Annotated in this window: 23 protein-coding genes; 22 read left to right on the forward strand and 1 reads right to left on the reverse strand. The window is 71.6% G+C overall.

What is annotated here, in order from left to right; genetic code table 11:
- Positions 1 to 31 precede the first annotated feature (31 nt).
- Genes ACFPCV_RS20195 through ACFPCV_RS20220 form a run of 6 tightly spaced genes read left to right on the forward strand, consistent with a single transcriptional unit; the run spans position 32 to position 4,668 of the window.
- The gene (locus ACFPCV_RS20195) at positions 32 to 925 is read left to right on the forward strand and encodes a DUF6282 family protein (RefSeq protein WP_378057807.1); all 894 of its coding nucleotides are present in this window, start codon (positions 32 to 34) and stop codon (positions 923 to 925) included.
- Positions 926 to 939: 14 nt separating this feature from the next.
- Positions 940 to 1,866, forward strand: a complete 927-nt coding sequence (locus ACFPCV_RS20200) for a cupin domain-containing protein (RefSeq protein ID WP_378057808.1) — start codon at positions 940 to 942, stop codon at positions 1,864 to 1,866.
- Positions 1,859 to 2,623 (forward strand): HpcH/HpaI aldolase family protein, encoded by a 765-nt coding sequence (locus ACFPCV_RS20205; protein ID WP_378057810.1) that lies wholly within the window; start codon positions 1,859 to 1,861, stop codon positions 2,621 to 2,623. Before ACFPCV_RS20200 ends, ACFPCV_RS20205 begins: the two co-directional genes overlap by 8 nt.
- Positions 2,620 to 3,030 carry a lipocalin-like domain-containing protein gene (locus tag ACFPCV_RS20210; RefSeq protein ID WP_378057811.1) on the forward strand — a complete coding sequence of 137 codons (411 nt, stop codon included), beginning with the start codon at positions 2,620 to 2,622 and terminating at the stop codon, positions 3,028 to 3,030. Before ACFPCV_RS20205 ends, ACFPCV_RS20210 begins: the two co-directional genes overlap by 4 nt.
- Before the next feature lie 11 nt (positions 3,031 to 3,041).
- Positions 3,042 to 3,872, forward strand: a complete 831-nt coding sequence (locus ACFPCV_RS20215) for an amidohydrolase family protein (RefSeq protein ID WP_378057812.1) — start codon at positions 3,042 to 3,044, stop codon at positions 3,870 to 3,872.
- Between the two features lie 4 nt (positions 3,873 to 3,876).
- On the forward strand, positions 3,877 to 4,668 hold the full coding sequence (locus ACFPCV_RS20220) for an amidohydrolase family protein (protein ID WP_378057813.1): 792 nt from the start codon (positions 3,877 to 3,879) through the stop codon (positions 4,666 to 4,668).
- Here ACFPCV_RS20220 and ACFPCV_RS20225 read toward each other — a convergent pair.
- Positions 4,653 to 5,582: a LysR substrate-binding domain-containing protein gene (locus tag ACFPCV_RS20225; protein WP_378057814.1), complete on the reverse strand. Its 930-nt coding sequence runs from the start codon at positions 5,580 to 5,582 to the stop codon at positions 4,653 to 4,655. The two genes, ACFPCV_RS20220 and ACFPCV_RS20225, sit on opposite strands and share 16 nt — an antisense overlap.
- A 139-nt stretch (positions 5,583 to 5,721) precedes the next feature.
- Between ACFPCV_RS20225 and ACFPCV_RS20230 the strand changes: the two genes are divergently transcribed.
- The 16 genes from ACFPCV_RS20230 to ACFPCV_RS20305 all read left to right on the forward strand — a co-directional run bounded on the left by ACFPCV_RS20230 (position 5,722) and on the right by ACFPCV_RS20305 (position 23,842).
- Entirely contained in the window at positions 5,722 to 8,019 is a 2,298-nt protein-coding gene (locus ACFPCV_RS20230) for a CaiB/BaiF CoA transferase family protein (protein WP_378057815.1), read from the forward strand.
- Positions 8,016 to 9,272, forward strand: a complete 1,257-nt coding sequence (locus ACFPCV_RS20235; RefSeq protein ID WP_378057816.1) for an amidohydrolase family protein — start codon at positions 8,016 to 8,018, stop codon at positions 9,270 to 9,272. The genes ACFPCV_RS20230 and ACFPCV_RS20235 overlap by 4 nt, the downstream gene beginning before the upstream one ends.
- On the forward strand, positions 9,262 to 10,269 hold the full coding sequence (locus ACFPCV_RS20240; protein WP_378057817.1) for a peptidyl-alpha-hydroxyglycine alpha-amidating lyase family protein: 1,008 nt from the start codon (positions 9,262 to 9,264) through the stop codon (positions 10,267 to 10,269). The genes ACFPCV_RS20235 and ACFPCV_RS20240 overlap by 11 nt, the downstream gene beginning before the upstream one ends.
- Before the next feature lie 126 nt (positions 10,270 to 10,395).
- Positions 10,396 to 11,595: a hypothetical protein gene (locus ACFPCV_RS20245; protein ID WP_378057818.1), complete on the forward strand. Its 1,200-nt coding sequence runs from the start codon at positions 10,396 to 10,398 to the stop codon at positions 11,593 to 11,595.
- The gene (locus ACFPCV_RS20250; RefSeq protein ID WP_378057819.1) at positions 11,592 to 12,074 is read left to right on the forward strand and encodes a methylenetetrahydrofolate reductase C-terminal domain-containing protein; all 483 of its coding nucleotides are present in this window, start codon (positions 11,592 to 11,594) and stop codon (positions 12,072 to 12,074) included. Before ACFPCV_RS20245 ends, ACFPCV_RS20250 begins: the two co-directional genes overlap by 4 nt.
- Positions 12,071 to 13,039 carry a methylenetetrahydrofolate reductase gene (locus tag ACFPCV_RS20255; protein ID WP_378057820.1) on the forward strand — a complete coding sequence of 323 codons (969 nt, stop codon included), beginning with the start codon at positions 12,071 to 12,073 and terminating at the stop codon, positions 13,037 to 13,039. Before ACFPCV_RS20250 ends, ACFPCV_RS20255 begins: the two co-directional genes overlap by 4 nt.
- The gene (locus tag ACFPCV_RS20260) at positions 13,029 to 14,495 is read left to right on the forward strand and encodes a hypothetical protein (RefSeq protein ID WP_378057821.1); all 1,467 of its coding nucleotides are present in this window, start codon (positions 13,029 to 13,031) and stop codon (positions 14,493 to 14,495) included. The genes ACFPCV_RS20255 and ACFPCV_RS20260 overlap by 11 nt, the downstream gene beginning before the upstream one ends.
- Positions 14,495 to 15,568: a uroporphyrinogen decarboxylase/cobalamine-independent methonine synthase family protein gene (locus ACFPCV_RS20265; protein WP_378057822.1), complete on the forward strand. Its 1,074-nt coding sequence runs from the start codon at positions 14,495 to 14,497 to the stop codon at positions 15,566 to 15,568. The genes ACFPCV_RS20260 and ACFPCV_RS20265 overlap by 1 nt, the downstream gene beginning before the upstream one ends.
- 1 nt (position 15,569) lies before the next feature.
- Entirely contained in the window at positions 15,570 to 16,790 is a 1,221-nt protein-coding gene (metK, locus tag ACFPCV_RS20270; protein WP_378057823.1) for a methionine adenosyltransferase, read from the forward strand.
- Positions 16,787 to 18,292 carry an adenosylhomocysteinase gene (gene ahcY / locus ACFPCV_RS20275; RefSeq protein WP_378057824.1) on the forward strand — a complete coding sequence of 502 codons (1,506 nt, stop codon included), beginning with the start codon at positions 16,787 to 16,789 and terminating at the stop codon, positions 18,290 to 18,292. Before metK ends, ahcY begins: the two co-directional genes overlap by 4 nt.
- Positions 18,293 to 18,346: 54 nt before the next feature.
- Positions 18,347 to 19,201 carry a formyltetrahydrofolate deformylase gene (gene purU, locus ACFPCV_RS20280; RefSeq protein WP_378057825.1) on the forward strand — a complete coding sequence of 285 codons (855 nt, stop codon included), beginning with the start codon at positions 18,347 to 18,349 and terminating at the stop codon, positions 19,199 to 19,201.
- A gap of 9 nt (positions 19,202 to 19,210) precedes the next feature.
- Positions 19,211 to 20,206: a carbohydrate kinase family protein gene (locus ACFPCV_RS20285; RefSeq protein ID WP_378057826.1), complete on the forward strand. Its 996-nt coding sequence runs from the start codon at positions 19,211 to 19,213 to the stop codon at positions 20,204 to 20,206.
- Positions 20,203 to 21,036 (forward strand): bifunctional methylenetetrahydrofolate dehydrogenase/methenyltetrahydrofolate cyclohydrolase FolD, encoded by an 834-nt coding sequence (gene folD / locus ACFPCV_RS20290; RefSeq protein ID WP_378057827.1) that lies wholly within the window; start codon positions 20,203 to 20,205, stop codon positions 21,034 to 21,036. Before ACFPCV_RS20285 ends, folD begins: the two co-directional genes overlap by 4 nt.
- Before the next feature lie 434 nt (positions 21,037 to 21,470).
- Positions 21,471 to 22,673, forward strand: a complete 1,203-nt coding sequence (locus ACFPCV_RS20295; protein WP_378057828.1) for an oxygenase MpaB family protein — start codon at positions 21,471 to 21,473, stop codon at positions 22,671 to 22,673.
- A 129-nt stretch (positions 22,674 to 22,802) separates the two neighbouring features.
- Entirely contained in the window at positions 22,803 to 23,030 is a 228-nt protein-coding gene (locus ACFPCV_RS20300) for a hypothetical protein (protein ID WP_378057829.1), read from the forward strand.
- Between the two features lie 245 nt (positions 23,031 to 23,275).
- Positions 23,276 to 23,842 (forward strand): DUF7010 family protein, encoded by a 567-nt coding sequence (locus tag ACFPCV_RS20305; RefSeq protein ID WP_378057830.1) that lies wholly within the window; start codon positions 23,276 to 23,278, stop codon positions 23,840 to 23,842.
- Positions 23,843 to 23,879: the final 37 nt, after the last annotated feature.

The following is a 23,879-nucleotide window of genomic DNA, read 5'->3' on the forward strand; positions in this document are numbered from 1 at the left end:
CGATCGTCACCGGCCGGAGTTGGAGTCGCCGATGCCTGCCACCACCGCCGTCGAGCGGGTACTGCACGGTCTGGTCGACCTGCACTGCCACTCCGGCCCCAACCCGCTGCCGAGGCGGTTCGACCACGTCGAGGCCGCGCGGGACGGCGCCCGGCTGGGCATGCGGGCCCTGCTGGCGAAGTCGCACCACCACAACACGGTGATGGATCTCCTCGCGATGCGCGAGCGGCTGAGTGGACTGTCCACAGAGGTGTACGGCGGCATCGCGCTGAACCAGTGGGTCGGCGGGATCAACCCGTACGCCGTCGAGCTCTGCCTGCGCATGGGCGGCCGGTGCGTCTGGTTCCCGACCGTGTCGTCGTCCGCGCACATCGACCACCACAACTCCGGTGGCGGGTTCCCGACGCCGACGATCCCGTTGAGCAGCAGGCAGACCGACCTCCGCGGTGCCGACGGAGAGTTGCTGCCCGAGGCGTTGCGGGTGCTCGACCTCATCGTGGAGGCCGACGCCCTGCTGTCCGCCGGGCACCTGCCCGCAGACGACGTCACGGCGCTGTTCACGGTCGCGGCCGAACGGGGCGTACGGCGGATGGTGGTGAGCCACCCCAACTTCCTGATCGGCTCGGACGCCGCCCGGTGCCGCGAGTTCACCGAGCTCGGCGCCTACGTCGAGCACGAGACGAGCATGTACGACCCGGAGGTCGCGCAGGCGCGCGGTGGCCCGGAGGACCTCCTGCGGTGGATCGAGGAGGTCGGCCCCGAACACACCGTGCTGGCCTCCGACCTGGGGCAGAAGGGCAGGCCGATGCCGGTGGACTCGTTCGTCCGGGTCGGCGGTGCACTGCTCGACCTCGGCCTGCCGGAGAAGGACCTGCGGCGGATCGTGCGCGACAACCCCGCGTTCCTCCTCGGCCTCGACCAGTAACCGGAAGGACGATCGTGTACAGCTCCACTGACCCCAGGGCAGCCCTGCCCACCGCCACCGCCACCCGATCCGACGAGCCGATCGCGGCGCTGGAGACCTACGAGCTGCTGACCCTGCCCCCGGCCGAGGTGTCCGAGCGGGGCAGCCGCACCTGGTTCGTTCGCGGCCAGAACTTCGTCCTGGCCTTCACCCGCGCCGTGGCGGGCGACGCACTCCGCCGCTCACAACAGCACGAGTACGTGATCGTGGCGCCGCAGGACGGGCAGATCGTGGCGATCGAGCACGGCGGCGCGGGGCAGGCGTCGCTGCGGGACAGTGGCGTCGCGATCGTCCCGGGCGGTGACAGCACGGTCACCCTCGACGTCGACGCCGACGTGGTGCGGCTGTTCGACGTGCGCGCAGACGACCTGCTCCCGTTGTGCCACAACGCGGACAGCTACCGGGAACCGCACCCGAGGGTCGCGCCGCTCGTGCCGTGGCCGGACCCGGTGGACGGCCAGCGGATCCGGACCTACCGCAACGCCGACCACCCGATCGACCCCAGCCGGTTCGGCCGCATCTTCCGGTCCAGCGCCTTCATGGTCAACTTCGGCGACCCCAAGGACGGCCCGCGCAACCCCGACCGGCTCTCCCCGCACCACCACGACGACTTCGAACAGTGCTCGCTGACCGTGGCCGGGGACTACGTCCACCATGTCCGCACGCCCTGGACGTCGAAGCGGTCGCAGTGGCGCCCGGACGAGCACGCCGAGGTCGCCAGCCCCGCCGTCGCGATCATCCCGCCGCCGACCGAGCACACCAGCCAGGCGCTCGGCGAGGGCCGCCACCAGCTCATCGACATCTTCAGCCCGCCGAGGGCGGACTTCTCGGCCAAGCCGGGCTGGGTGCGCAACGCCGACGAGTACCCGGCGCCCACCGAGATGGTGACGACCGGTGCCTGACTGGCGCGCGCGGCTGACCGGCGGGTCCCCCGGGCTCGGGACCTGGGTCAAGTTGGACACCACGGAGAGCGTCGAGATCATGGCCGACGCCGGTTTCGACTTCGTCGTCGTCGACCTCGAACACGCGCCGCTGGGTCTTGGCACCGCCGCGCGGATGATCGCCATGGCGCTGACCGCGGGCATGCTCCCGCTGGTCCGGGTGCCCGGGCACGACCCGGCGACGATCGCCCGCGTGCTGGACGCCGGTGCGGGCGGGATCCTGGTGCCGCACGTCGACACGCCGGAGGAGGCCCGGCGGGTCGTCGCGGCGATGCGGTTCCCCCCGCTGGGTGAGCGGGGCGCGGGCGGCACCAGCAGGGCAGGCCGCTGGGGACTCGTTCCCCGGGCAGAGTACGTCCGGGTCGGCAACGAGGACGTGCTCTGCGTCCCCCAGTTGGAGAGCGCGGCCGCGATCGAGGCGGCACCGAAGATCCTCGCCGTGGACGGGGTCGACGCCGTCTTCCTCGGCGCGGGTGACCTGTCGCTGTCCCTTGGCCTGGCCCCGAACGACACGCGCGTGCTGGAACTGTTGGCCGATGGCCGCGCGGCCGCCGCCGAGGCAGGCAAGCCGTGCGGTGCGGCCGCGGCCACCGCCGACGCGGCGGTGCGCGCGGCCGGGCTCGGACACGAGTTCGTCGTCGTCGGCAACGACGCGACCATGCTCGCCAGGACGGCCCACGGCCTGGTCGGCTCCGTGCGCGACGGACTGAACTCGTGAACCCGCTGGTGGGAGCGTGGACACTCGTGGACTACGAGGTCCCAGCGGCGGAACACCGCTATCCGCTCGGGTCCAGGCCGCTCGGGCAGCTGATGTACTCGCCGGACGGGTACATGGCCGTGCAGTACATGGCCGGGGACCGGCCGCTGCTCACGTCGGACAACTGGCGCCACACCAGCGACGAGGAGAAACTCGCCGCCGTGCGCTCCTACGGCGGCTACGCCGGCCGGTACACCTGGCTCGGCGACCGGGTCGAGCACCACGTCGACACGAGCATCCACCCCAACGCGATCGGGCAGACCTTCGTGCGGCTCGTCGAGCTCACCGGACCGGACCTGGTGATGCGCACCGGCACCCCCGACCCCACCCTGCCACCGACACCGGTACTGCGGTGGCGCCGCCTGTGACCGGAGGACCGATGCTGGTCGACGCCCATGCCCACCTCGTCACCGACGACCCCGCCTACCCACGCTCGGCACCTGCCGGGCAGGACAACCTGATGCGGGCGGAGAGCCTGCTCGACGCGTTGCGCGACAACGGCCTGCACGGCGCGGTCGCCGTGCAGCGGGCGCACGTCTACGGCTACGACAACAGCTACGTCCTCGACTCGGCGCGGAACCACCCCGACCGCCTGCGCGCGATGTGCGTGCTCGACGCGCAGGCCCCGGACGCGGACAAGACCGTGCACGACCTCGCCGACCGCGGGGCCGCCGCCCTCCGCCTGACCGCACCGGGCGGCAACCAGCACACCGGCCCGGCGGGCGCCGCCTGGTTCGCGGGTGCCGAGGCCAGGCGGGTCTGGGCGGCCGCGGAGGAGACCGGTCTGTCGATGTGCCTGCACGTCTACCGCTGGAACCGCGACGACGTGCTGCGTGCGCTCCCTGCCGTGGTCCGCGGGTTCCCCGGCGTGCCGGTGGTGCTCGACCACGTGGCGTCGGTGGACGTGGCGGACCGGGAGACCGGCCTGCTGCTGGCGCTGGTCGACCTGCCCCAGGTGTACGTCAAGGTGACCACGCTGAACTTCGCCCAGCTCGCCAGGGCGGACCGCGACCCGGGACCGCTCGTCGAGTGGCTGGCCGCGCACTTCGGCGCGGGCAGGCTGCTGTGGGGTTCCGACGTGACCCAGACCCGCGGGGCCTACGCCGACATGGTGACTACCGCCCGCCGCGCCGTCGCCGGTCTGTCCGAACCGGACGCCGCGCGGGTCCTCGGCGGCACGGCGGCACAGCTCTACCGCCTGGGCGGGTGACCCGGTGCTGGTCGACAGCCACGTGCACCTGTTCACCCGCGCCCTGCCGCTGGCGTCGACCGCGTGGACGGCGCCGGACGTGGAGCTGCCGGTCGAGACGTTCGAGGAGCTGATGACCCGGCACGGCGTGACCCACGGCGTCATCTCGGCGATGAGCCTCCTGGAAGACCGGAACGACTACACGATCGCCGCCCTGCGCCGCAATCCCCGGCTGCGCGGCACGGTCGACGTCGACCCCGGCGCGGACCGCCGGGTGCTGGCCAGGATGCGCGACGACGGCGTGGTCGGTGTCCGCCTCCAGTGGCGCAGGCGGACACCCCTGCCCGACCTCACCGACCCGGACCACCGCCGGCTGCTCCGCCACGTGGCCGACCTCGGCTGGCACGTGGAGCTCAACGTCGAGCGCGACCGCATGCCACCGGTGCTCGACCAGCTCAGCCGGTCCGGTGTGGACGTCGTGGTCGACCACTACGGCGACCCCTGTCCCGACAACGGCTTCGCGAACCCCGGCGGCGAGGCGCTGCTGCGAGCGCTGGACACCGGCCGCGTGCGGGTGAAGCTCTCGGCCGGGTACCGCTTCCCGGTCGTCCCAGGGAAGCTGGCGGGTTTCGCCGCGACGCTGCTGGCCCACGCAGGCCCACAGCGGGTGTTCTGGGGCAGCGACGCCCCGTTCGTCGGAGCGAAACGCCCGGTCGGCTACGCGGGGGAGCTGGCGATGCTGGCTCGCATCGTGCCCGAGCCCGCGCTACGCCACCAGATCTCGGCCGCGGCGCACGACTTCTACTTCAGCCCCTGACCCACCGGCTGGTCGGCGGCCGCCTCGGTGAGCAGCCAGGCACGGAACGCGGTGAACGCCCGCGTGCGGGGACGGTTCGCCGGACGTGCCAGGCAGAAGCGCATCAGCGGGCCCACCCCCTGCGCGAATGGCATGACGAGGTGGTCCGCGGCGAGGTCGGGCGCCACGAACGTGAGCGGCGCGAGCGCGACGCCCTGGCCCGCGGCCGCCGCCCGGCAGGTCAGGCTCGAGTCGCCGAAGCTGGGGCCGTGTCCCGCGTCGAGGCCGGTGACCGCGGCCGCACGGAACCACCGGTCCCACAGCTCGGGAGAGGCCACCGAACGCAGGAACCCGTGCGCGGGCAGGCGGGCGACGTCGGCGGGAACCTCGAGCCGGTACCGCTCCCGGTAGGCGGGACTGCACACGAGGACTACCTCGTCGGTGACCAGCACGTCCGTCTCGAACCCCGGCGAGGTCTGCCTGCCCGCGGGCAGGATCTCCGCGTCGACGTCACCCTGCCCGAAGTCGCCGGGCCTGCTGGAGGTCATCAGCTCCAGCTCGACCCACGGCTGGCTCTGGTGGAAGCCGGTGAGCCGCGGGATGAGCCAGTTCGTCGCGAACAGGGTGTACGCGCGGATGTGGAGCGCGTGCTCGCTTCCCGACCGGCCGGTGATCTCGTCCGTGGCCGCGCCGATCGCCGTCAGGTGCCGCGTCACGACGTCGAGATAGCGCGCGCCGGCCGGGGTGAGCCGCAGGCCGCGTCCCTCGTGCTGGAACAACGGCACACCGAGCCACGACTCGAGCACCCGTACCTGTCGGCTGACCGCGCCGGGGGTGACGACCAGTTCCCCGGCCGCCGCACGGATGCTGCCCAACCGTCCGGCCGCCTCGAAGGTGCGCAACGCGTTGAGCGGTGGGAGCCGCCTCGGGGTCACGTGGCGAGTGTCCGTGACTGTTGAGCCGCGGTCAACAGTTGCGTGCTTTTCCGTCGCCCCAGCGGCTCTCGCCGCGACATACGCTCGGATCACGGCCGATCGTCCACTTCGATCGGCCACTCCGGACAGAGGAGGCACCGTGGCTGGTCCGTTGCACGGCATCCGGGTCGTCGACTTCGGTCACCACGTCGCGGGGCCGCTGGTGGCGGTCATGCTCGCCGACCAGGGTGCCGATGTGATCCACGTCGACGCGCCGGGCAGCCGGGCCGCGGAACGGGCGGCCGACGCCTTCTTCAACCGCGGCAAGCGGCGCATCACCCTCGACCTCACCGACCCCGGCGACCGCGACGTCGCCCACCGCCTCGCGACGCGCGCCGACGTGCTCGTCGAGAACTTCCGGCCCGGGGTGATGACGCGCCTCGGCCTGGGCTGGGAGCGACTCCGGGACGACGCCCCCGGACTGGTCTACCTCTCGCTGCCGGGGTTCGCCCCGGACGACCCGCGCGCGGGCGTGCGTGCCTGGGAGGGCGTCGTGGACGCAGCCACGGGCAACTGCCGCCTGCGTGCGGGCGAGGCCCCCGACGGGTGGGACGACTCCGTGCCGACCTACAGCGCCGTCCCGGTCGCCTCCAACTTCGCCGCGTTCCTCGGCTCCGTCGGAGTGGTGGCCGCGCTGGTCGAACGCCACCGGTCCGGGCTGGGCCAGCACGTCTCGGTGCCGCTGTTCGACGCCATGTTCGAGGCGATCGGCGACGCGGGCGCCTACGTCAACGCGTGGGGCATGGCGCCGCCGCGTCCGATCAGGAGCAGCGGCAGCGGCACCTACGCCTGCGCTGGCGGCGGATACGTCCAGTTCAACCCGATCGGCGCGACCCGCCGCTTCGTGACCTGGTTCCTGCGCGCCGCTGACCGGCCGGAGTGGATCGACGACACCGACGACGAGCTGCTCCGCGAACGGCTCACCGCCCTGTTCGCCACCCGCACCGCCCAGGAGTGGGAGGACCTCGGCCGCGCGGCGGGCGTGCCGCTCGCGCGGGTCCGCACGCCTGCGGAGTGGCTCGAGAGCCCGAGCGCCCGCACGTCGGGCGCCGTCACGTCGGTCGACGACCCGCTGCTGGGGTCCACGCTCATGCCGGGCGCGGCACTGCACGTCGGCGACGACCAGGACGAGAACGGGCTGGACCACCCACCGGTCCCGCGCCACCTGCCGGACGAGGACCGTGCGGCCATCCTGCGTGAGCTGGCGGCAGACCGGCCTGTCCCGGTCCGTCCACGCGGGACCGCCGGACCGCGCCGCCGCCCGCTGGCGGGACTGCGCGTGCTGGACCTGACGCAGATCCTGGCCGGGCCCACCTCCGCGCGGATCCTGGGCGAGCTGGGCGCGGAGGTCGTCAAGGTCAACGCCCCGGGCCGCACCATCTTCGCCCACGGCGTGGTCAACCGCGGCAAGCGGACGGTCCTGCTCGACGTGCGCGCCCGGCCCGGCCAGGACGTCTTCTGGAAGCTCGTCGACGACGCGGACGTCGTCGTGCAGAACTTCCCGCCCGGCACCGCCGAGCGCTACGGCATCGGTCACGAGGACATCCGCGTTCGCAAACCGGACGTCGTGCACGTCGCCGTCAGCTGCTACGGCGGGATCGGGCCGTGGGCGCCGGGACGCGGGTACGAGACACAGGGGCAGGCGGTGACCGGGCTGATGGCCCGCGCCGGTGGACCGGACGGCAGGCCCGCCGTGCTCGGCCCGTACAACCTGCTCGACTACGGCACCGGGGTGCTGGCGGCGTTCGGCGCCGTGCTCGGGCTCTACCACCGCACGGTCACCGGCCAGGGGCTGCGGCTGCGCACCTCGCTGGCGCAGGCAGGCACCTACCACCAGGCGGCGTTCCTGCTCAAGCACGCCCGCGGCGCACCCGGCCGGGAACCCGCCGGGCCGAGGGCGCGCGGGCACACGCCGCTGCAACGGTTCTACCGGGCGAGCGACCGCTGGTTCTTCCTCGGGGCCACGCTCGCGGACCTCGACCGGCTCGCGGCCGTCGCCGGGTTCACGCTGCCGCGCGGGCGTTCGCTCGACATCCTCCAGCCACGGCTCGACGCCGCCTTCACGGAGCGGACCGCGCGCGAGTGGGTGGACCTGCTGCGCGCCATGGGAATCGGCGCGCACGAGGTCGTCGGCGTCGCGGAACTCATGACCGACCCGCTGGTGCGTGAGCGGGGACTGAGCGTCACACAGATTTCGGCCGAAGTGGGAGAGGTGACCATGCCGGGTATCGCGATGTCCATGTCCGCCACCGGTCCGCGGCTCGGTGCGCCCGTCGCACCGGCAGGCGCGGACGCCGTCGAGGTGCTCGAACGGATCGGGCTCCGTGCCGCCGTCGCCGACCTCGAAGGCCATGGCGCGCTGCAGACGAGCGGGCTGCCCCACGGGTGGCGGCGATGATCCGGCCCGCGGACAAGGTCTTCGACCTCCTCATCCGTCAGGGGCACGTCCTGGACCCCGGGTCCGGCCTGGACGGCCGGATGGACATCGGCATCTCCGCCGGCCGGATCGCGGCCATCGCGCCGGAGCTGGACGCGACGGGCGCGGCCAGGGTGCTGGAGGCGCGCGACGCGGGCCGATACGTGGTGCCCGGCCTGATCGACATCCACACCCACGTCGCGCACGGCGCGACGACCGCCGGGGTGGGCATGGGCTGCTGCGACCCCGACGTCGTGGGGGTCGGCTCCGGGGTGACCACGCTCGTCGACGCCGGTTCGGTCGGCGTCGCCAACGTCGGTGTGTTCCCGGTGCACATCCTGCCCCGAGCACGCACCAGGGTCGTCGTCTTCGTGAACGCCGGGCGGTACGCGCACACCATGCCGGGCCCGGCCGACTTCGCCTCACTCGACGACATCGACGCACCCGCCATCGCGAAGTGCGTCGAGCACAACCCCGGCCTGGTCGGCGGCGTCAAGCTGCGGCTGGTCGGCGAGCTGGTCAACGAACGCGGCGAGGATCTCGTCCGCAGGTCCAAGGCGATCGCCCGCGAGCACGGCGTGCCGCTCATGGTCCACATCGGCGACCTGAAGGCGGCGCAGCGACCGCGCCAGGACCGGCTCGGCGAGGTGACGAGGTACCTGCTCGACGCCCTCGAACCGGGCGACGTCCTGACGCACCTGTGCACCCCGAACCCGGGCGGCGTCATGTCCGGCGTGGCGGAGAGCGTCGACGCCACGATCAAGCTGCTCCACGAGGTCAGGGCCCGCGGCGTCGTGCTCGACCCGGCGGTGGGCATGGGCAACTTCGGTTACGCGGTGGCACGCGAGCAGGCGCAGCGCGGCCTGTCGCCGGACACGATCAGCAGCGACGTCACCGCGATCGGCCAGTCGTTCCACAGCCTGGTGGAGTGCATGGCCAAGTTCATGGCGGTCGGCTACTCGTTCGCCGACGTCGTGGCGATGACGACCGGCCGCGCCGCCGCGGCCATCGGCAGGCAGGACGACCTCGGTGCCATCGCGGTCGGGCGGGAGGCCGACCTGACCGTCCTCGACGTGGTGCGCGGCGACTTCACGTTCACCGACACGACCAAGGCGACCTTCCAGGGCGAGCACGGCATCGTGCCCGTGCACACCGTGCGTGCCGGGGAACTGGTCCCGGCGGTCTGGGGCACCCACCCGTGGGGCTGGCTGCCGAGGAGCGCCGATGATCGGTGATCTGACCTATGACGTGCTGCCGGACTGGGAGCGGCTGCCACCGGAACACCACCACGTCGACGTGGCCGGTGTGGCCGTCGGCCCCGACGACCGGGTGTACCTGCTGACCCGCGACGAGAACCGGGTGTTCGTCTACGACCGCGACGGCACGTTCCTCACGACCTGGGGCGACGGCATCTTCACCACGCCGCACGGCCTGACCGTGGCCCCCGACGGGACCGTGTACTGCGTCGACTGCGGCGACCACACCGTGCGGCGGTTCGGCCAGGACGGCACACTGCTGCAGACCATCGGCACACCCGGCGTCGCGACCGACACCGGCTACCGCCGGGGCGACGGCAAACCCGTGGTGCACAACGTCGAGACCGTCGCGACACCGGCGGGACCGTTCAACGGGTGCACCAACCTCACCGTCGCACCGACCGGCGACCTCTACGTGGCCGACGGCTACGGCAACTGCCGCGTCCACCGCTTCACCGCGGACGGGGAACTGGTCGCGTCGTGGGGCGGGGTGGGTGTCGGGCCCGGCGAGTTCCACCTGCCGCACGGCATCTGCGCGACGCGGGACGGCCGCGTCCTGGTCGGCGACCGGGAGAACGACCGGATCCAGGTCTTCGACCTCGATGGCACCTACGTGACGTCGTGGACCGACGTCCAGCGCCCGACGGACCTCGCGGTCGACCAGGAGGGCCTGGTCTACGTCTCGGAGCTGTGGCGACCACGCGGCACCGCCTCGTTCACCCGCGGCACGACACCGGTCGACCTGCCCGGCCGGGTCACGGTCTTCGACCCGGCCGGGAGCGTCGTCGCCCGGTGGGGCGCGTCGACCACGATGCGCGGCGCGCCGGGGAACTTCGTCGCCCCGCACGCGATCGCCGTGGACTCCGCGGGCGACGTCTACGTCGGCGAGGTGACCGGCACCTTCGGCGTGCAGGCCGGACGGGTCCCGCCGAACCTGGGCGACCACCAACTGCAGAAGTTCGTACGAACCACCTGACCCGGCTCGCCGGCTTCCCAACCGCTCAGGGGACGTGGCGCAACCCGGCCACAAGTACGCGACCAGGCAGAACTCCTGTTCCAACGCAACCAACACAGTGAACTTCGGAGAGGCGGAGCGGACAACATGCGACGCAATGACCGGCACATCAGGACATCGCACGGCGGGAACCTGCCACTGCCCGCGGATCTCGACGCGCTGCTGGCCACCACCGACCGGGACCAGGCCGCCGTCGAGACCCGCCTCGTCTCGGCGGTGCGGGAGGTCGTCGGCACCCAGGTCGAGTGCGGCCTCGACGTCGTCAACGACGGCGAGTACGTCAAGGCGGGGGCCGCGGGCGCCTACACCGGGTACATCAACGCGCGGGTCACCGGCTGGGAGACCCGCGAGGGCGACGCGGCGCCACCGCCCAAGCGCGGCGGCCCCGGCGAGCGCGACCGCGCCCTGTTCCCGGGCACCCACGAGTCGGGACTGTGGCTGTCGGGTTCCGGCGGCGCCAACCGGCCCGGCTTCGCCACCCCCGGCAGGACACCACGCCGCCGAGGCACCCGCGTGTGCGTCGAACCGGTGCGCTACACCGGCCACGACGCGGTCGCGGCCGACATCAAGGCGCTGCGGGAAGCGCTGCCGGGCGGTGACACCGAGGGCTTCATCGCGGCGCTCGGCCCGCTCAGCCTCGGCGCGGGCGCGGTGAACGAGCACTACGCCTCCGAGGAGGAGTACCTGTTCGCCGTCGCCGAGGTGATGCGCGAGGAGTACCGGGCCATCACCGGCGCCGGGCTGATCGTGCAGCTCGACGAGCCGGAGTTCCTGACCACCTGGCAGTTCCACCCGGACTGGGACATCCCCCGGTACCGCAAGTACCTGGAGCTCGCCGTCGAGGTGATCAACCACGCGCTGGCGGGCATCCCCGTCGAGCAGGTCCGCTTCCACAGCTGCTTTGGCAGCGGGCACCGGCCGCACGTCGCCGACATCGAGCTGCGGCACGTCGTCGACCTGATCCCGCGCATCGACGCGCAGTGCTACGCGATCGAGTCCGGCAACGTCCGCCACGCCCACGAGTGGCGGGTGTGGGAGAACGTGACCCTCCCGGAAGGACGGATGGTCATGCCCGGTGTGGTGAGCCACGCGACCGATCTGGTCGAGCACCCGGAGCTGGTGGCCGAGCGGCTGGTCAACTTCGCGAGCGTGCTCGGCCGGGACAACGTGCAGGGCGGGACGGACTGCGGCATCGGGTCCCGGGTCGGGCACGAGGAGATCGCATGGGCGAAGCTGCGCGCGCTCGGTGAGGGCGCGGCGATCGCGAGCAAGACGTTGTGGCCGTGAGCACCTGGCCGAAGCCGTTCCGGCCACGGATCTCCGCGCGGTGGTCCTACCGCCTGCACGCCGTGCTCGCCACGAACCGCGCCTACCGAGGGCTGGCCGGGTGGCTGGAACGCAGGCCCCGCGCCTACCGCGTGTTCACCACGGCGGAGCGGGTGTCGAAGGAGAAGTTGTTCGGGTGCCGGATGTGCGGCCAGTGTGCCCTGCCGCTCACCGGCTACGCGTGCCCGATGACCTGTCCCAAGCAGCTGCGCAACGGGCCGTGCGGTGGTGTGTCGCAGGAGGGCAGGTGCGAGGTGCACCCCGAGGTCCGGTGCGTGTGGGTGATCGCTCACGACCGTGCGGTGGCCGCCGGTCACACCGCCGACCTCGACCTGCTGGCGCGGCCGGTGGACCACCGCGAGCAGGGCCGCAGCTCGTGGGTCAACTACTGGCAGGGCCGCGACGACGCGCTCGCCACCGCTCCGGGGAACCGGGCGTGACGGCGGGCCTGCGGGACACGCTCGCCGAGGGCCGGTTCGCGGTGACGGCCGAGCTGGGCCCGCCGCGCGGCGCCGACCCGGATGTCCTGACACGCAAGGCGGAACTGCTGCGCGGCTGGGTCGACGCGGTGAACGTGACCGACAACCAGGGCGCCAAGGTACGGATGTCCAGTCTCGGCGCGGCGGTGGTGGTCCAACGCTCCGGTGTCGCGCCGGTGATGCAGCTGACCTGCCGGGACCGCAACCGGATGGCGTTGCAGTCCGACCTGCTCGCCGCGGGCGCGCTCGGGATTCCGCACGTGCTGCTCCTGACGGGCGATCATCCGAAACTCGGCGACCACCCGGACGCCAAGCCCGTGTTCGACCTCGACGGGGTCCAGCTGACCTGGCTGGCACGCACGCTGCGGGACGGCATGCTGATGTCCGGTGCGAAGCTCACCACCGCGCCGCGGTGGCTGATCGGGACGGTGGAGAACCCCTTCGCCCCACCCCGGTCCCACCGCGCCGACCGGCTGGCCAAGAAGGTGGCGGCGGGTGCGGAGTTCGTGCAGACCCAGTACGTGTTCGACGTCCCGGTGTTCGCGCGGTGGATGGCCCGGCTGCGGGACCTGGGGGTGACCGAGCGGTGCGCGGTCCTGCCGGGAGTCGGGCCGATCCGATCCACGCGGATGCTGGAGTTCCTGCGCACCGCCGTGCCCGGGGTGCATGTCCCGTCCGAAGTGGACTCCCGGTTCCGGGGCGTGCCTGCCGACCGGGTGGGGGAGGCGGGGCTGCGGTTGTGCGCGGAGACGATCCAGGAGCTCGCCGAGATCCCCGGTGTCGCGGGGGTGCACGTGATGGCGTTCGGGTTCGAGCACGGCGTGCCCGAGATCCTGGAGCGCGCCGGGATCGGCCCGCGCCGCGCGGCGCTCGCCGACGTCGCGACAGTTCCCACGACAGCGGAGGGTAGTGGAGATGCTCGTTGAGTTCCGGCCGCACGCGCGGCTGCGGGGTGAGCGCCCCGCCGACCTGGGCGCGTCCGTCCTCCCGGTGGTGGCCGCGGTGAGCGCGAGCGACACCGACCTCGGGAAGGTGCGGGTCGTGTGCGACTGGGTCCAGTACCGCAACAACTTCCGCGACGTCGTGGCACTGCGGCCCATCCTCCACAGTGACGCGGCGCCCGAGCCCCTCGGTGTCCGGCACGACGACCTGGAGATCGCGGTGGACGTGCGGCGGGCCGTGGACGCGCCGGTCGGCGAGCTGACCTCCGCGCTGCTCGACGGAGTACGGGACCGGGTCCTCATCGAGGACTGGCGACCCGGCCGCGACAGCTGCGTCTGGCAGTTCAACGCCCTGTACTGGTCGGCGCTGGACCTGTGGGAGAAGGCCACCGGCCGGGGCTACGAGCAGGCCCTGCCCGGCGGGGAGAGCGACGCCCGCAACCGGGCCGCCGCCACGGAGCTCATCGATGAGCTGTTCACGGTCTGGGACCGCCTCGCCGCGAGCGCGGCACTGCCCGACGAGCTGTACGTCATCGAGCTCGGCGTGGGCAACGGCAACCAGGCCAAGGTGTTCCTCGACGAGTTCCGCGACCTCGACCGGGAACGCGGCACCGGCTACTACCGCCGCCTGCGCTACCTGATGTGCGACTACTCGGCGCACGTGCTCGACCTGGCCAGGGAGACCGTCGCCGAGCACACCGAGCGCGTCAGCTCGTTCACGCTGGACGCCACCCGGCCGAGGACGTCGCTGGGTTTCCTGCAGTACAAGGTTTTCCTGGTCTACATCTCCAACGTCTACGACAACCTGCCGACCGACGAGGTGGCACAGCTGGGCGGGCGCACCTACTGCGTGCACAACCGCGCCTACCTGCCGGGGGAGGCGGCGGCCGAGCTGGCCGAGTCGGTCTCGGCGGACGTCGACGAGCTGCCCGCCCTGGTGCACAAGCTGTTGCGCCTCGGCCCGGCGCTGCTCGCGGAGGCCTGCCCGACCCACTTCCCCGACACCGGGTCCGCGGTGCGTTTCTGGCAGCGCACCTGGGCCGCCCTGCGGCTGGAGGAGCGGTACGTGCCCCTCGCCGGGCTGGACACCTACCCGCTCACCGGCGCGCTCACCGGGGAGACGCTGCGGCCGCTGCTGGAATCCGGCGCGGATGTGCGCATGCACGTGAACAACGGCGCGGTCGCCAGCTTCGACGACACCCTGGGGCTGCTGCACCCGTTCGGCAAGCTGGTGTGCCACGACCTGTTCGTCGACGGCATCCAGGGCTACCGCACGACGTTCCGGGGGCCGGGCAAGTACGACGGGTCGGTCGTCAACTGGGTCAACGGTGCGCTGCTCGCCCACGTCGGCCGCAAGCGCGGGTTCGACGTGGACTACGCGCCGTTCCGCCACCGCGCGGGCGGGCACATCGTGACGATGACGGCGCAGGTGCGGGACTGATGGGCGGACCATTCGAGTGCCTGCCGGTGCTGCCGACCACCGTGGTTGGTTCCTTCCCCGTGCCGGAATGGATGGAGCGGCTCAAGACCGACCACTTCCGGGGGCGGGTGAGCCGGGCGCAGCTGGCCGACGTGCACGACATGGCGATCAAGGCCGCGTTGCGGGACCAGGAGCTGGCCGGCATCGACATCGTCTCCGACGGTGAGCTGCGCCGGGACAACGACATCGACTACTTCCTCGCACGGCTGCCCGGGGTCGAGGTCCGCCAGACCACGAAGGACTTCTACTTCGACTACCACGACACGGCCGTGACCGCGCCCCTGCCACCGGCCACCGGCGACGAGCTGGCCTGGCTCGCGGACGACTTCGCGTACACCGCGGCGCAGACGACCGCGCCGATCAAGTTCTCGTTCACCGGCCCGTACTCGCTCGCCCGCAGGCTCCGCAACCATGCGTACGCCGACCAGCGCGAGCTGGTGCTCGCCATCGCGCACCGGCTGAACGCCGCTGCGCACGCGCTCGCGGCGCGCGGTGCGACGCTGCTGCAGATCGACGAGCCGTTCCTCGCGGGCCGCCCCGGCGACGTCGACGTGGCGGTCGAGGGCGTCAACGTCGTCACCGCGGGCGTGGACGTCAGCTGGGCGCTCCACGTCTGCTACGGCAACCGCTACGCGCGGCCGTCCTGGGAAGGCCACTACGACTTCCTGTTCCCCGCCGTGCTCGACGCGCGGGTCGACCAGCTCGTGCTCGAGTTCGCCCGCAAGGGCTACGAGGACCTGCCCGTGCTCGAACGGTTCGGCTGGGACCGCCGCATCGGGCTCGGCGTCGTCGACGTGAAGAGCCAGGACGTCGAGTCACCCGGGACCGTGGCGAAGCGCATCCGCGCCGCGCTGGACCTCGTGGCGGCCGAGCAGTTGGTGATCAACCCGGACTGCGGGCTGCGGAACCTGTCCGGCGCCGTGGCCCGCGCCAAGCTCGCGGCGATGGTCGAGGGCACGGCACAGGTCCGCCGCACGCTTCGTCCGTCGCCGGTCGCCGGACAGACCCCAGATCCGATCGCCCAAGGAGCATGACGTGTTGGACTCCCATGATTACCTGTTCACGTCCGAGTCGGTGACCGAGGGGCACCCGGACAAGATCGCCGACGCGATCTCCGACGCCGTGCTCGACGCGGCACTGCGCGACGACCCGTACGCGCGGGTGGCCTGCGAGACGCTGATCACCACCGGCATGGTGGTCCTGGCTGGGGAGATCACCACCGCGCGGCAGCTGGACTACACCGGAATCGTCCGGGACACCGTGAACCGCATCGGCTACGACGACGGCAGCTACGGCTTCGACGGCAACCACTGCGCGGTCCTGGTGGCGCTGGACAAGCAGTCACCCGACATCGCCCAGGGCGTCGACCAGGCCTACGAGCGCCGCGGCGGCTCCGGCGACGACCTCGACCTGGCGGGTGCCGGGGACCAGGGCATGATGTTCGGCTACGCCACGAACGAGACGCCCGAGCTGATGCCGATGCCGATCGCGTTGGCACACCGGCTTTCCCGCCGCCTCGCGACGGTACGCAAGGACGGCACGTTGCCCTACCTGCGGCCGGACGGCAAGACCCAGGTCTCGGTCCGGTACGCGGGCGGCGTGCCGGTGGCCGTCGAAGGGGTGCTGATCTCGACGCAGCACAGCGAGAACGTTGGCGTCGACCAGATCCGCGAGGACCTGTGGCGCCACGTCGTCACCGCCGAGCTGCCGCCCGGCCTCTACGAACCGGATCTGCTGCGCAAGCGGCTCTTGGTCAACCCGACCGGGCGGTTCGTGGTCGGCGGTCCGGTCGGTGACGCGGGCCTGACCGGGCGGAAGATCATCGTCGACACCTACGGCGGGTTCGCACGGCACGGCGGCGGCGCGTTCTCCGGCAAAGATCCCTCCAAAGTGGACCGTTCGGCGGCGTACGCGGCGCGGTACGTGGCGAAGAACGTGGTCACCGCGGGACTCGCGGACCGCGCCGAGGTGCAGGTGGCGTACGCGATCGGGGTGGCGAGGCCGGTCTCGGTGCTCGTCGACACCTTCGGGACGGAGCGGACCGACCGCAGGCTGATCGAGAAGCTCGTCGCCGAGCACTTCGACCTGCGCCCCGCCGCCTTCCGGTCCTACCTGGACCTGCACCGCCCCATCTACTCGCCGACCGCCGCCTACGGGCACTTCGGCCGCACCGACCTCGACCTGCCATGGGAACGCACCGACCGCGCCGACGCGCTCCGCGCGGCCGCCGACCTGACTGTGAAGGAGCCGGCATGATCCACGACACGCGAGGCGGCCTCGAGTTCGCCGTGGCCGATCTGGGGCTCGCCGAGTTCGGGCGCAAGGAGATCCGGCTCGCCGAGCACGAGATGCCCGGCCTGATGGCCCTGCGCAGGGAGTATGCGGACACCCGCCCGCTCACCGGCGCCCGGATCGCCGGTTCCCTGCACATGACCGTGCAGACCGCGGTGCTGATCGAGACGCTGACCGCGCTCGGCGCCGAGGTGCGCTGGGTGTCGTGCAACATCTTCTCCACCCAGGACCACGCCGCGGCCGCCGCCGTCGTCGGTCCACACGGGACCGAGGAGGAGCCGCGCGGCGTGCCGGTGTTCGCGTGGAAGGGCGAGACGCTCGAGGAGTACTGGTGGTGCACCGAGCGACTGTTCGACTTCGGGGACGGCTCCGGGCGGAGCTCGCGTAGCGGGCATCGTCTGGGCCCGAACATGCTCCTCGACGACGGCGGTGACGCCACCCTGCTCGTCCACAAGGGAACCGAGTTCGAGGCCGCCGGTGCCGTGCCCGCCGCGGCCGACGACGATCCGGAGGAGTACCGGATCATCCTCGAAACGCTGCGCCGCTCACTGGCCGCCGCCCCCGGCAGGTGGACGGAAGTCGCGACGGAGATCCGTGGTGTCACCGAGGAGACCACGACCGGCGTGCACCGGCTCTACCAGCTGGCCGCGCAGGGACGGCTGTTGTTCCCGGCGATCAACGTCAACGACTCGGTCACCAAGAGCAAGTTCGACAACCGCTACGGCATCCGCCACTCGCTCGTCGACGGGCTCAACCGGGGGACCGATGTGCTCATCGGCGGCAAGGTGGCCGTCGTGTGCGGCTTCGGTGACGTCGGAAAGGGTTGCGCGGAGGCACTGGCCGGGCAGGGCGCGCGGGTGATCGTCACCGAGGTCGACCCGATCTGCGCCCTCCAGGCCCTCCTCGAGGGCTACCAGGTCGCCCGGCTGGACGACGTGGTGGACCGGGCCGACATCGTCATCACCACGACGGGCAACAAGGACATCATCACCGCGGACCACATGGCGCGGATGAAACACCAGGCGATCGTGGGCAACGTGGGCCACTTCGACAACGAGATCGACATGGCGGGCCTCGCCGCGGTGCCCGGCATCCGCCGGATCACCATCAAGCCCCAGGTCGACGAGTGGGTTTTCCCTTCCGGGGACGGACACCGGCCTGGCGGGCATTCTGTTCTGGTGCTGTCCGAGGGGCGGCTGATGAACCTCGGCAACGCCACCGGCCACCCCAGTTTCGTGATGAGCAACAGCTTCGCCAACCAGGTCATCGCCCAGGTCGAGCTGTTCACCAAGTACGACACCTACGCGTGCGAGGTCTACCGGCTGCCGAAGGTGCTCGACGAGAAGGTCGCCAGGATCCACGTCGAGGCGCTCGGCGGCGAGCTGACCCGGCTCACCAAGGAGCAGGCCGAGTACATCGGCGTCGACGCGGCCGGGCCGTTCAAGCCAGAGCACTACCGGTACTAGGGCCTGCCCTGTGGAACTTTGTGAAAGTCTTTCGAACGCGGGGAGGCGGACCAGGTGACGGTCATCGGCAGGCTCGTCGTGTCCTGTGTGGATGGACCAGGGATCGTGTCGCGCATCAGCACGTTCCTGCACCGGCGCGGCGCCAACATCGTCCAGTCCGACCAGTATTCCACCGGTCCGGCGGGCGGCCGGTTCTTCCTGCGGGTGGAGTTCCACCTGCCCGGCCGGGGAGTGGGCCTGTCCGAACTGGAGCGTGATTTCGCGGCCGAGGTCGGGCCCGTCCTCGGTGGCACGTTCCGGTTCCGGGACGCGGCCGCCGTCACCCGGGTGGCCGTGTTCGTCTCCCGCTACGACCACTGCCTGCTCGACCTGCTGTGGCGGACCCGCCGGGGCGAGCTGCCCGTGGAGATCGTGCAGGTGGTGTCGAACCATCCCGACCTCGCCGAGGACGTGGCCGGGTTCGGCGTGCCGTTCGAGCACGTCCCCGTCACCCGCGCGACCAAGGCGGACGCGGAACGCAAGCAGCTGGATCTGCTGGGCGGCAAGGTGGACCTGGTCGTGCTGGCCAGGTACATGCAGATCCTCTCCGCGGATTTCCTCGACCGGATCGGGGTGCCGGTGATCAACATCCACCATTCGTTCCTGCCCGCGTTCGCCGGTGCCGGACCGTACGAGCGGGCCAAGGCACGTGGCGTGAAGCTGATCGGTGCCACTGCCCACTACGCCACCGAGGACCTCGACGAGGGCCCGATCATCGAGCAGGACGTCGTCCGCGTCTCGCACCGGGCGAGTGTCGCCGAGTTCACCAGCAAGGGCGCGGACATCGAGCGCACCGTGCTGGCGAGGGCCGTGCGCTGGCACTGCCAGAACCGGGTACTGGTCGACGGCCGCACCACCATCGTGTTCTGAAAGGTCATCATGGCAACCGCAACCACCGTCGTCACCGGGTCGATCGCCACCGACCACCTCATGCGTTTCCCCGGCCGCTTCGCCGAGCAGCTGGTCGACACCCATCTGGACCGGCTGTCGCTGAGCTTCCTCGTCGACGAGCTGGTCGTGCGCCGCGGCGGGGTCGCGGCCAACATCGCGTTCGCGCTGGGGGTGCTCGGTCAGGCACCCGTGCTCGTCGGCGCGGTCGGCCCGGACTTCGACGACTACCGCGCCTGGCTGGAGCGGCACGGGGTCGACTGCGCACACCTGCTCGTGTCCGCCACCGCGCACACGGCGCGCTTCACCTGCACCACCGATGACGACCAGTGCCAGCTCGCCTCGTTCTACGCGGGTGCGATGAGCGAGGCGCGGCACATCGCGCTGGCACCGGTACTCGATGCGTGCGAGGTCGACCTCGTGCTCGTGGGCGCGAACGATCCCGAGGCCATGCTCGTACACACCGACGAGGCACGCCGCCTTGGCATCGCGTTCGCGGCCGACCCATCCCAGCAGCTGCCGAGGCTGGACCGCGACGCCTGCCGGTCGCTCGTGGACGGTGCGAAGTACCTGTTCACCAACGAGTACGAGTGGGAGCTGCTCACCCGCAAGACGGGCTGGGGCGGCGACGAGGTCATGCGGCGGGTCGAACTGCGGGTCACCACGCTGGCCGACAAGGGCTGCGTGCTGGTGGCCGCGGACGGCGGTGAGATCCACGTCGACGCGGTGCCCGCCCGCGAGGTCGTCGACCCGACCGGGGTGGGCGACGCCTTCCGGGCCGGGTTCATCGCCGGGATCGGCGGCGGGCTGGTGGCCGAGCGCGCCGCCCAGCTCGGCTCGCTCGTCGCCACCCTCGTGCTGGAGACCTCCGGCACGCAGGAATGGCGGCTCGACGTCGACGCGGGTCTGCGGCGCCTGGCCGACACCTACGGCGTCGCGGCCCGCGACGAGGTCGAACCGGTCCTGCGCGCGGCGGTGCGCGCATGACGGCGACGACCATCGACGGGCGTGCGGTGGCGGCGAAGGTGCGCGCGGAGGTGGCCCGCGACGTCGCCGCCCTGCCGGCACCACCCGGCCTGGCCACGGTGCTCGTCGGTGACGACCCGGCGTCGGCGGTGTACGTGCGGAGCAAGCGCAGGCAGTGCGTCGAGGCCGGCATGCTGGACCTGCACCGGCACCTGCCCGGCGACATCGAGCAGTCCGCCGCGGCCGCCGTCGTCGACCGGCTCGCCGACGACCCGCGGGTCACCGCCATCCTGCTGCAGCTGCCGCTGCCGCCCCAGCTCGACGCCGCCGCGCTGATCGACCGCATCCCACCAGAGAAGGACGTCGACGGGCTCACCGAGAGCAGCGCGGGCAGGCTGGCGCTCGGCCGGCCCGGGTTGCGGCCCTGCACACCCACCGGGGTACTGGCACTCCTCGACGAGCACGGCGTGGCGCTCGCCGGTGCCCATGCCGTCGTCGTCGGCCGGTCGGACCTCGTCGGCAAGCCCATGGCCCAGCTGCTGCTCGGCCGCGACGCCACGGTGACGGTCTGCCACTCCAGAACGCGTGACCTCGCCGCCACCTGCCGCCAGGCCGACGTGCTCGTCGTGGCAGCCGGGGTGCCCCACCTCGTCACCGCGAACGCCGTCAGACCCGGCGCGACCGTCATCGACGTCGGCATCCACCGAACGAACGCGGGCCTGTGCGGCGACGTCGACGCCGGCAGCGTCCGCGCGGTGGCCGGCGCACTGACCCCCGTCCCGGGTGGCGTCGGCCCGATGACGATCGCGATGCTGTTGCGCAACACCGTCGCCGCCGCGCGAGCCCACTGACTCCCCGCACAGCCCGACGAACCGCCCCGGACACCGGCCCGGCAGGCCTCCTGCGTGGTATTCCGGCTCTTTCGTGCGGAACGGCTCACCCGTTCGGCGGCGGCTGCTGACGATCACGTCACGAGCGATCACGTTCCGCCGCGGACCACGTGGTCGTCCGGATCTCGGCTCCTGGAACCCGTCCTGCCCCGAGGCACGCGCAAGCTCCTTGCGCGGCTGTCCGACCGGGACTACCCCCGCACAACGGCGATGCGAAGTGCTGCCAGCCGCTGGTGCCACCCGTCCGGGGAACGGCGCCACCTGATCGGTCGGTAACGCAGTGGATGGTCGTCGTGCGGGTAGCGCGTCGCAGAGTGCGTTCACCTGATCGACACCTGTCGCCGACAGTGTCGACGGTATGGACTGTTCTCTCACGGACCACGAGGAGCGGTTTCATGGTGGACATCTCGCTTGTCGAAGCGTTGAAGTTCCAGGGCGACCCGTTGGCCGACGCGGTGATCGCGGACCTGACCGCGACCGGCCGGGTCGGCGCGGTGAACGAGGTGCTGGCCCATTTCCGCGCCAACGACCAACCCGTTCCCGAGGACCTGCCGGAGTCGGTGCGCACCTACCTCGTCGCGACCGGCAACCCACCGGAGTGGGTCGACCTGGACCGGATCACGCGGGCCTACGAGTTCTTCGTGGACGACGGCGTACATGTGGCCGCCGTGCTGTCGTTCGCGGCGATGGTGAACTGCTACGCCCAGCCCCGGCCATCACGGGTGCTGGCGTTGACGCACGGGCTGAACCAGCCACACCGCAGGCTCTCGGAGACCTCGCAGTTCGTGATGAACATGATGGGATGCGACGCGTTCGGCTCGGGTGGGGCGTTGGTGCCGACGATCCAGAAGACCCGGCTGATCCACGCCGCCGTCCGCCACTTCATCACCCGCTCGGGCAAGTGGGACGTCCGGGCCGACGGTGTTCCGGTGTGCCAGCAGGACATGGTGGGGTCCCTGCTGATCTTCTCGGTGCAGGTCGTCGAGGGCATGCGCAGGCTGGGCATCTCGGTGACCGAGGCCGAGGCGGAGGACTACTACTACGTGTGGCGGGTGACCGGTGCGATGCTCGGCATCCCCGTGCAGGCGCTGCCGGAGACGCTGACCGAGGCCCGCGAGCTGAACAGCGCTCTGGTCGAGACGTCCTACGGACCCTCGCCGGAAGGCGTCCAGCTGACCGCTCACCTGCTCGGCCTGTACGAAAAACTGTTCCCCGGCAAGATGTTCGACGGCATCGTCGCCGCGCTGGTGCGCCAGATCGTGGACGAACGGGTCGCCGACTGGCTGCAGGTGCCCCACTCGCGCGGGTGGCAGCGGGCGGCACGCATCGGCACCCGCGTGCTCGGCGCACTCGAACGGGCCGAGGACGACAGTGCGATCGCCACGAAGATCCTCGACAGGGCGGGCGAGTTGCTACTGGGCGGCAGCGTGCGCACCCTCACCGACGGACAGTCCACCACTCTGAACATCCCGGCCGACCTCCGCGAACGGTGGCACGCGAACGGCCTGTGCCCGGCCGGACCGCCGCCCGTCCAGGGTGACCGGAGAACCGACGCGCGGCCACGACCGGAACCCGTCGCGGGCCCACCCACCTTTTGACCGCCAGCCGTGGAGGCGGCCGCGATACACGATCGGGTCGTCTTGTGGCCTGGAACGTGAGTTGATCTTGCTTCGATGGTTCGGAAGCTGCTGAAGTGTGCGCTTCCCAACCAGGAAGGCAACGAACACATGTCTCGCACTCGCATCACTACCGCCGCGGCGGCACTGGCTTTCCTCGGGGTGCTCGCCACCCCCGCTCTCGCCAGCGCCGAGCTGTCCGGCAGCGCCCCCGTCGTGGACCGTGCCAACACCGGCACTGTCGACGGGCTCCCGCTCATCGGCGGCCTGCTCGGCGGAAGCGGTGGCGCCGGTGGCGTGACCGGCGGCCTCCCGATCATCGGCGGCCTGCTCGGTTAGACGCCCGTCGCGGTGACTGCCCGCCGTCCCCGAGGTGGGATGGCGGGCAGTGTCGCGACTGGCCGTGCACCGAGAGCCCTGACGTGCCCGCCGCGACCCGTGTGCGGCTGCCGGCATGAGCAGGGCAGGATGTCCGCGCAGCGCGCAGGTCACTCGCAGCACCTCGGGGCGACCATTGGAAAATCACCGGTTTCTGTTTCGGCGGGCACTGGTGTCGAGGCTGTCGCCGTGCTGCTGGTGAGAGCATGGCGATCGTGGAACTGGTCGAGTCTCTCGGACTCCTCGCCGAGCAGAACATGTCCGGCCTGGCCTTCTTGACGGCCTACGGCGTGACGTGGCTGGTCTGCGGCGCCGTCTGGCGGCGTGCGCCAGAACGTGTGGCGGCCTTCGTCACGCTCTTCCAGGGCATGGTTGCGCTGCCCGTGGCCCTCGGCCTCTCGGCACTGGTCGGGGCGATCGGCCGGGAACGGCCGGTGGCCGACGAGATCACGCAACTCTCGGTGCTGGTCGGGACCTCGCAGCTCCTCGGCCTGCCGTTCCTGATCCACCTCGTCGTCAGGCACCAGTACACCCTCGTGCCCTTCGCCTTCGCGGCGATCACGTCCATGCACTTCGTGTTGTACTCATGGCTGTACCGGACGCCGGTCTACATCGTGATGGCCGTCCTGATCTCCCTGGGCACGGCCACGGTGATGTTCACGGCACCTGAGGCCAGGCGACGGTCGGGACCTGCTCGGGTCAGCTTCCTGACCGGAGGTCTGTTGCTCTCGACAGCTCTGCTCTTCCTGACCCGTCATCTCGTGGTCGGTTGACCACCTCGCGGAAGCAAGCAGGCTGGAAAGGAACGGA

Source organism: Actinophytocola glycyrrhizae (genome assembly GCF_042653545.1).
In the GTDB taxonomy this organism is placed as follows: domain Bacteria; phylum Actinomycetota; class Actinomycetes; order Mycobacteriales; family Pseudonocardiaceae; genus Actinophytocola; species Actinophytocola glycyrrhizae.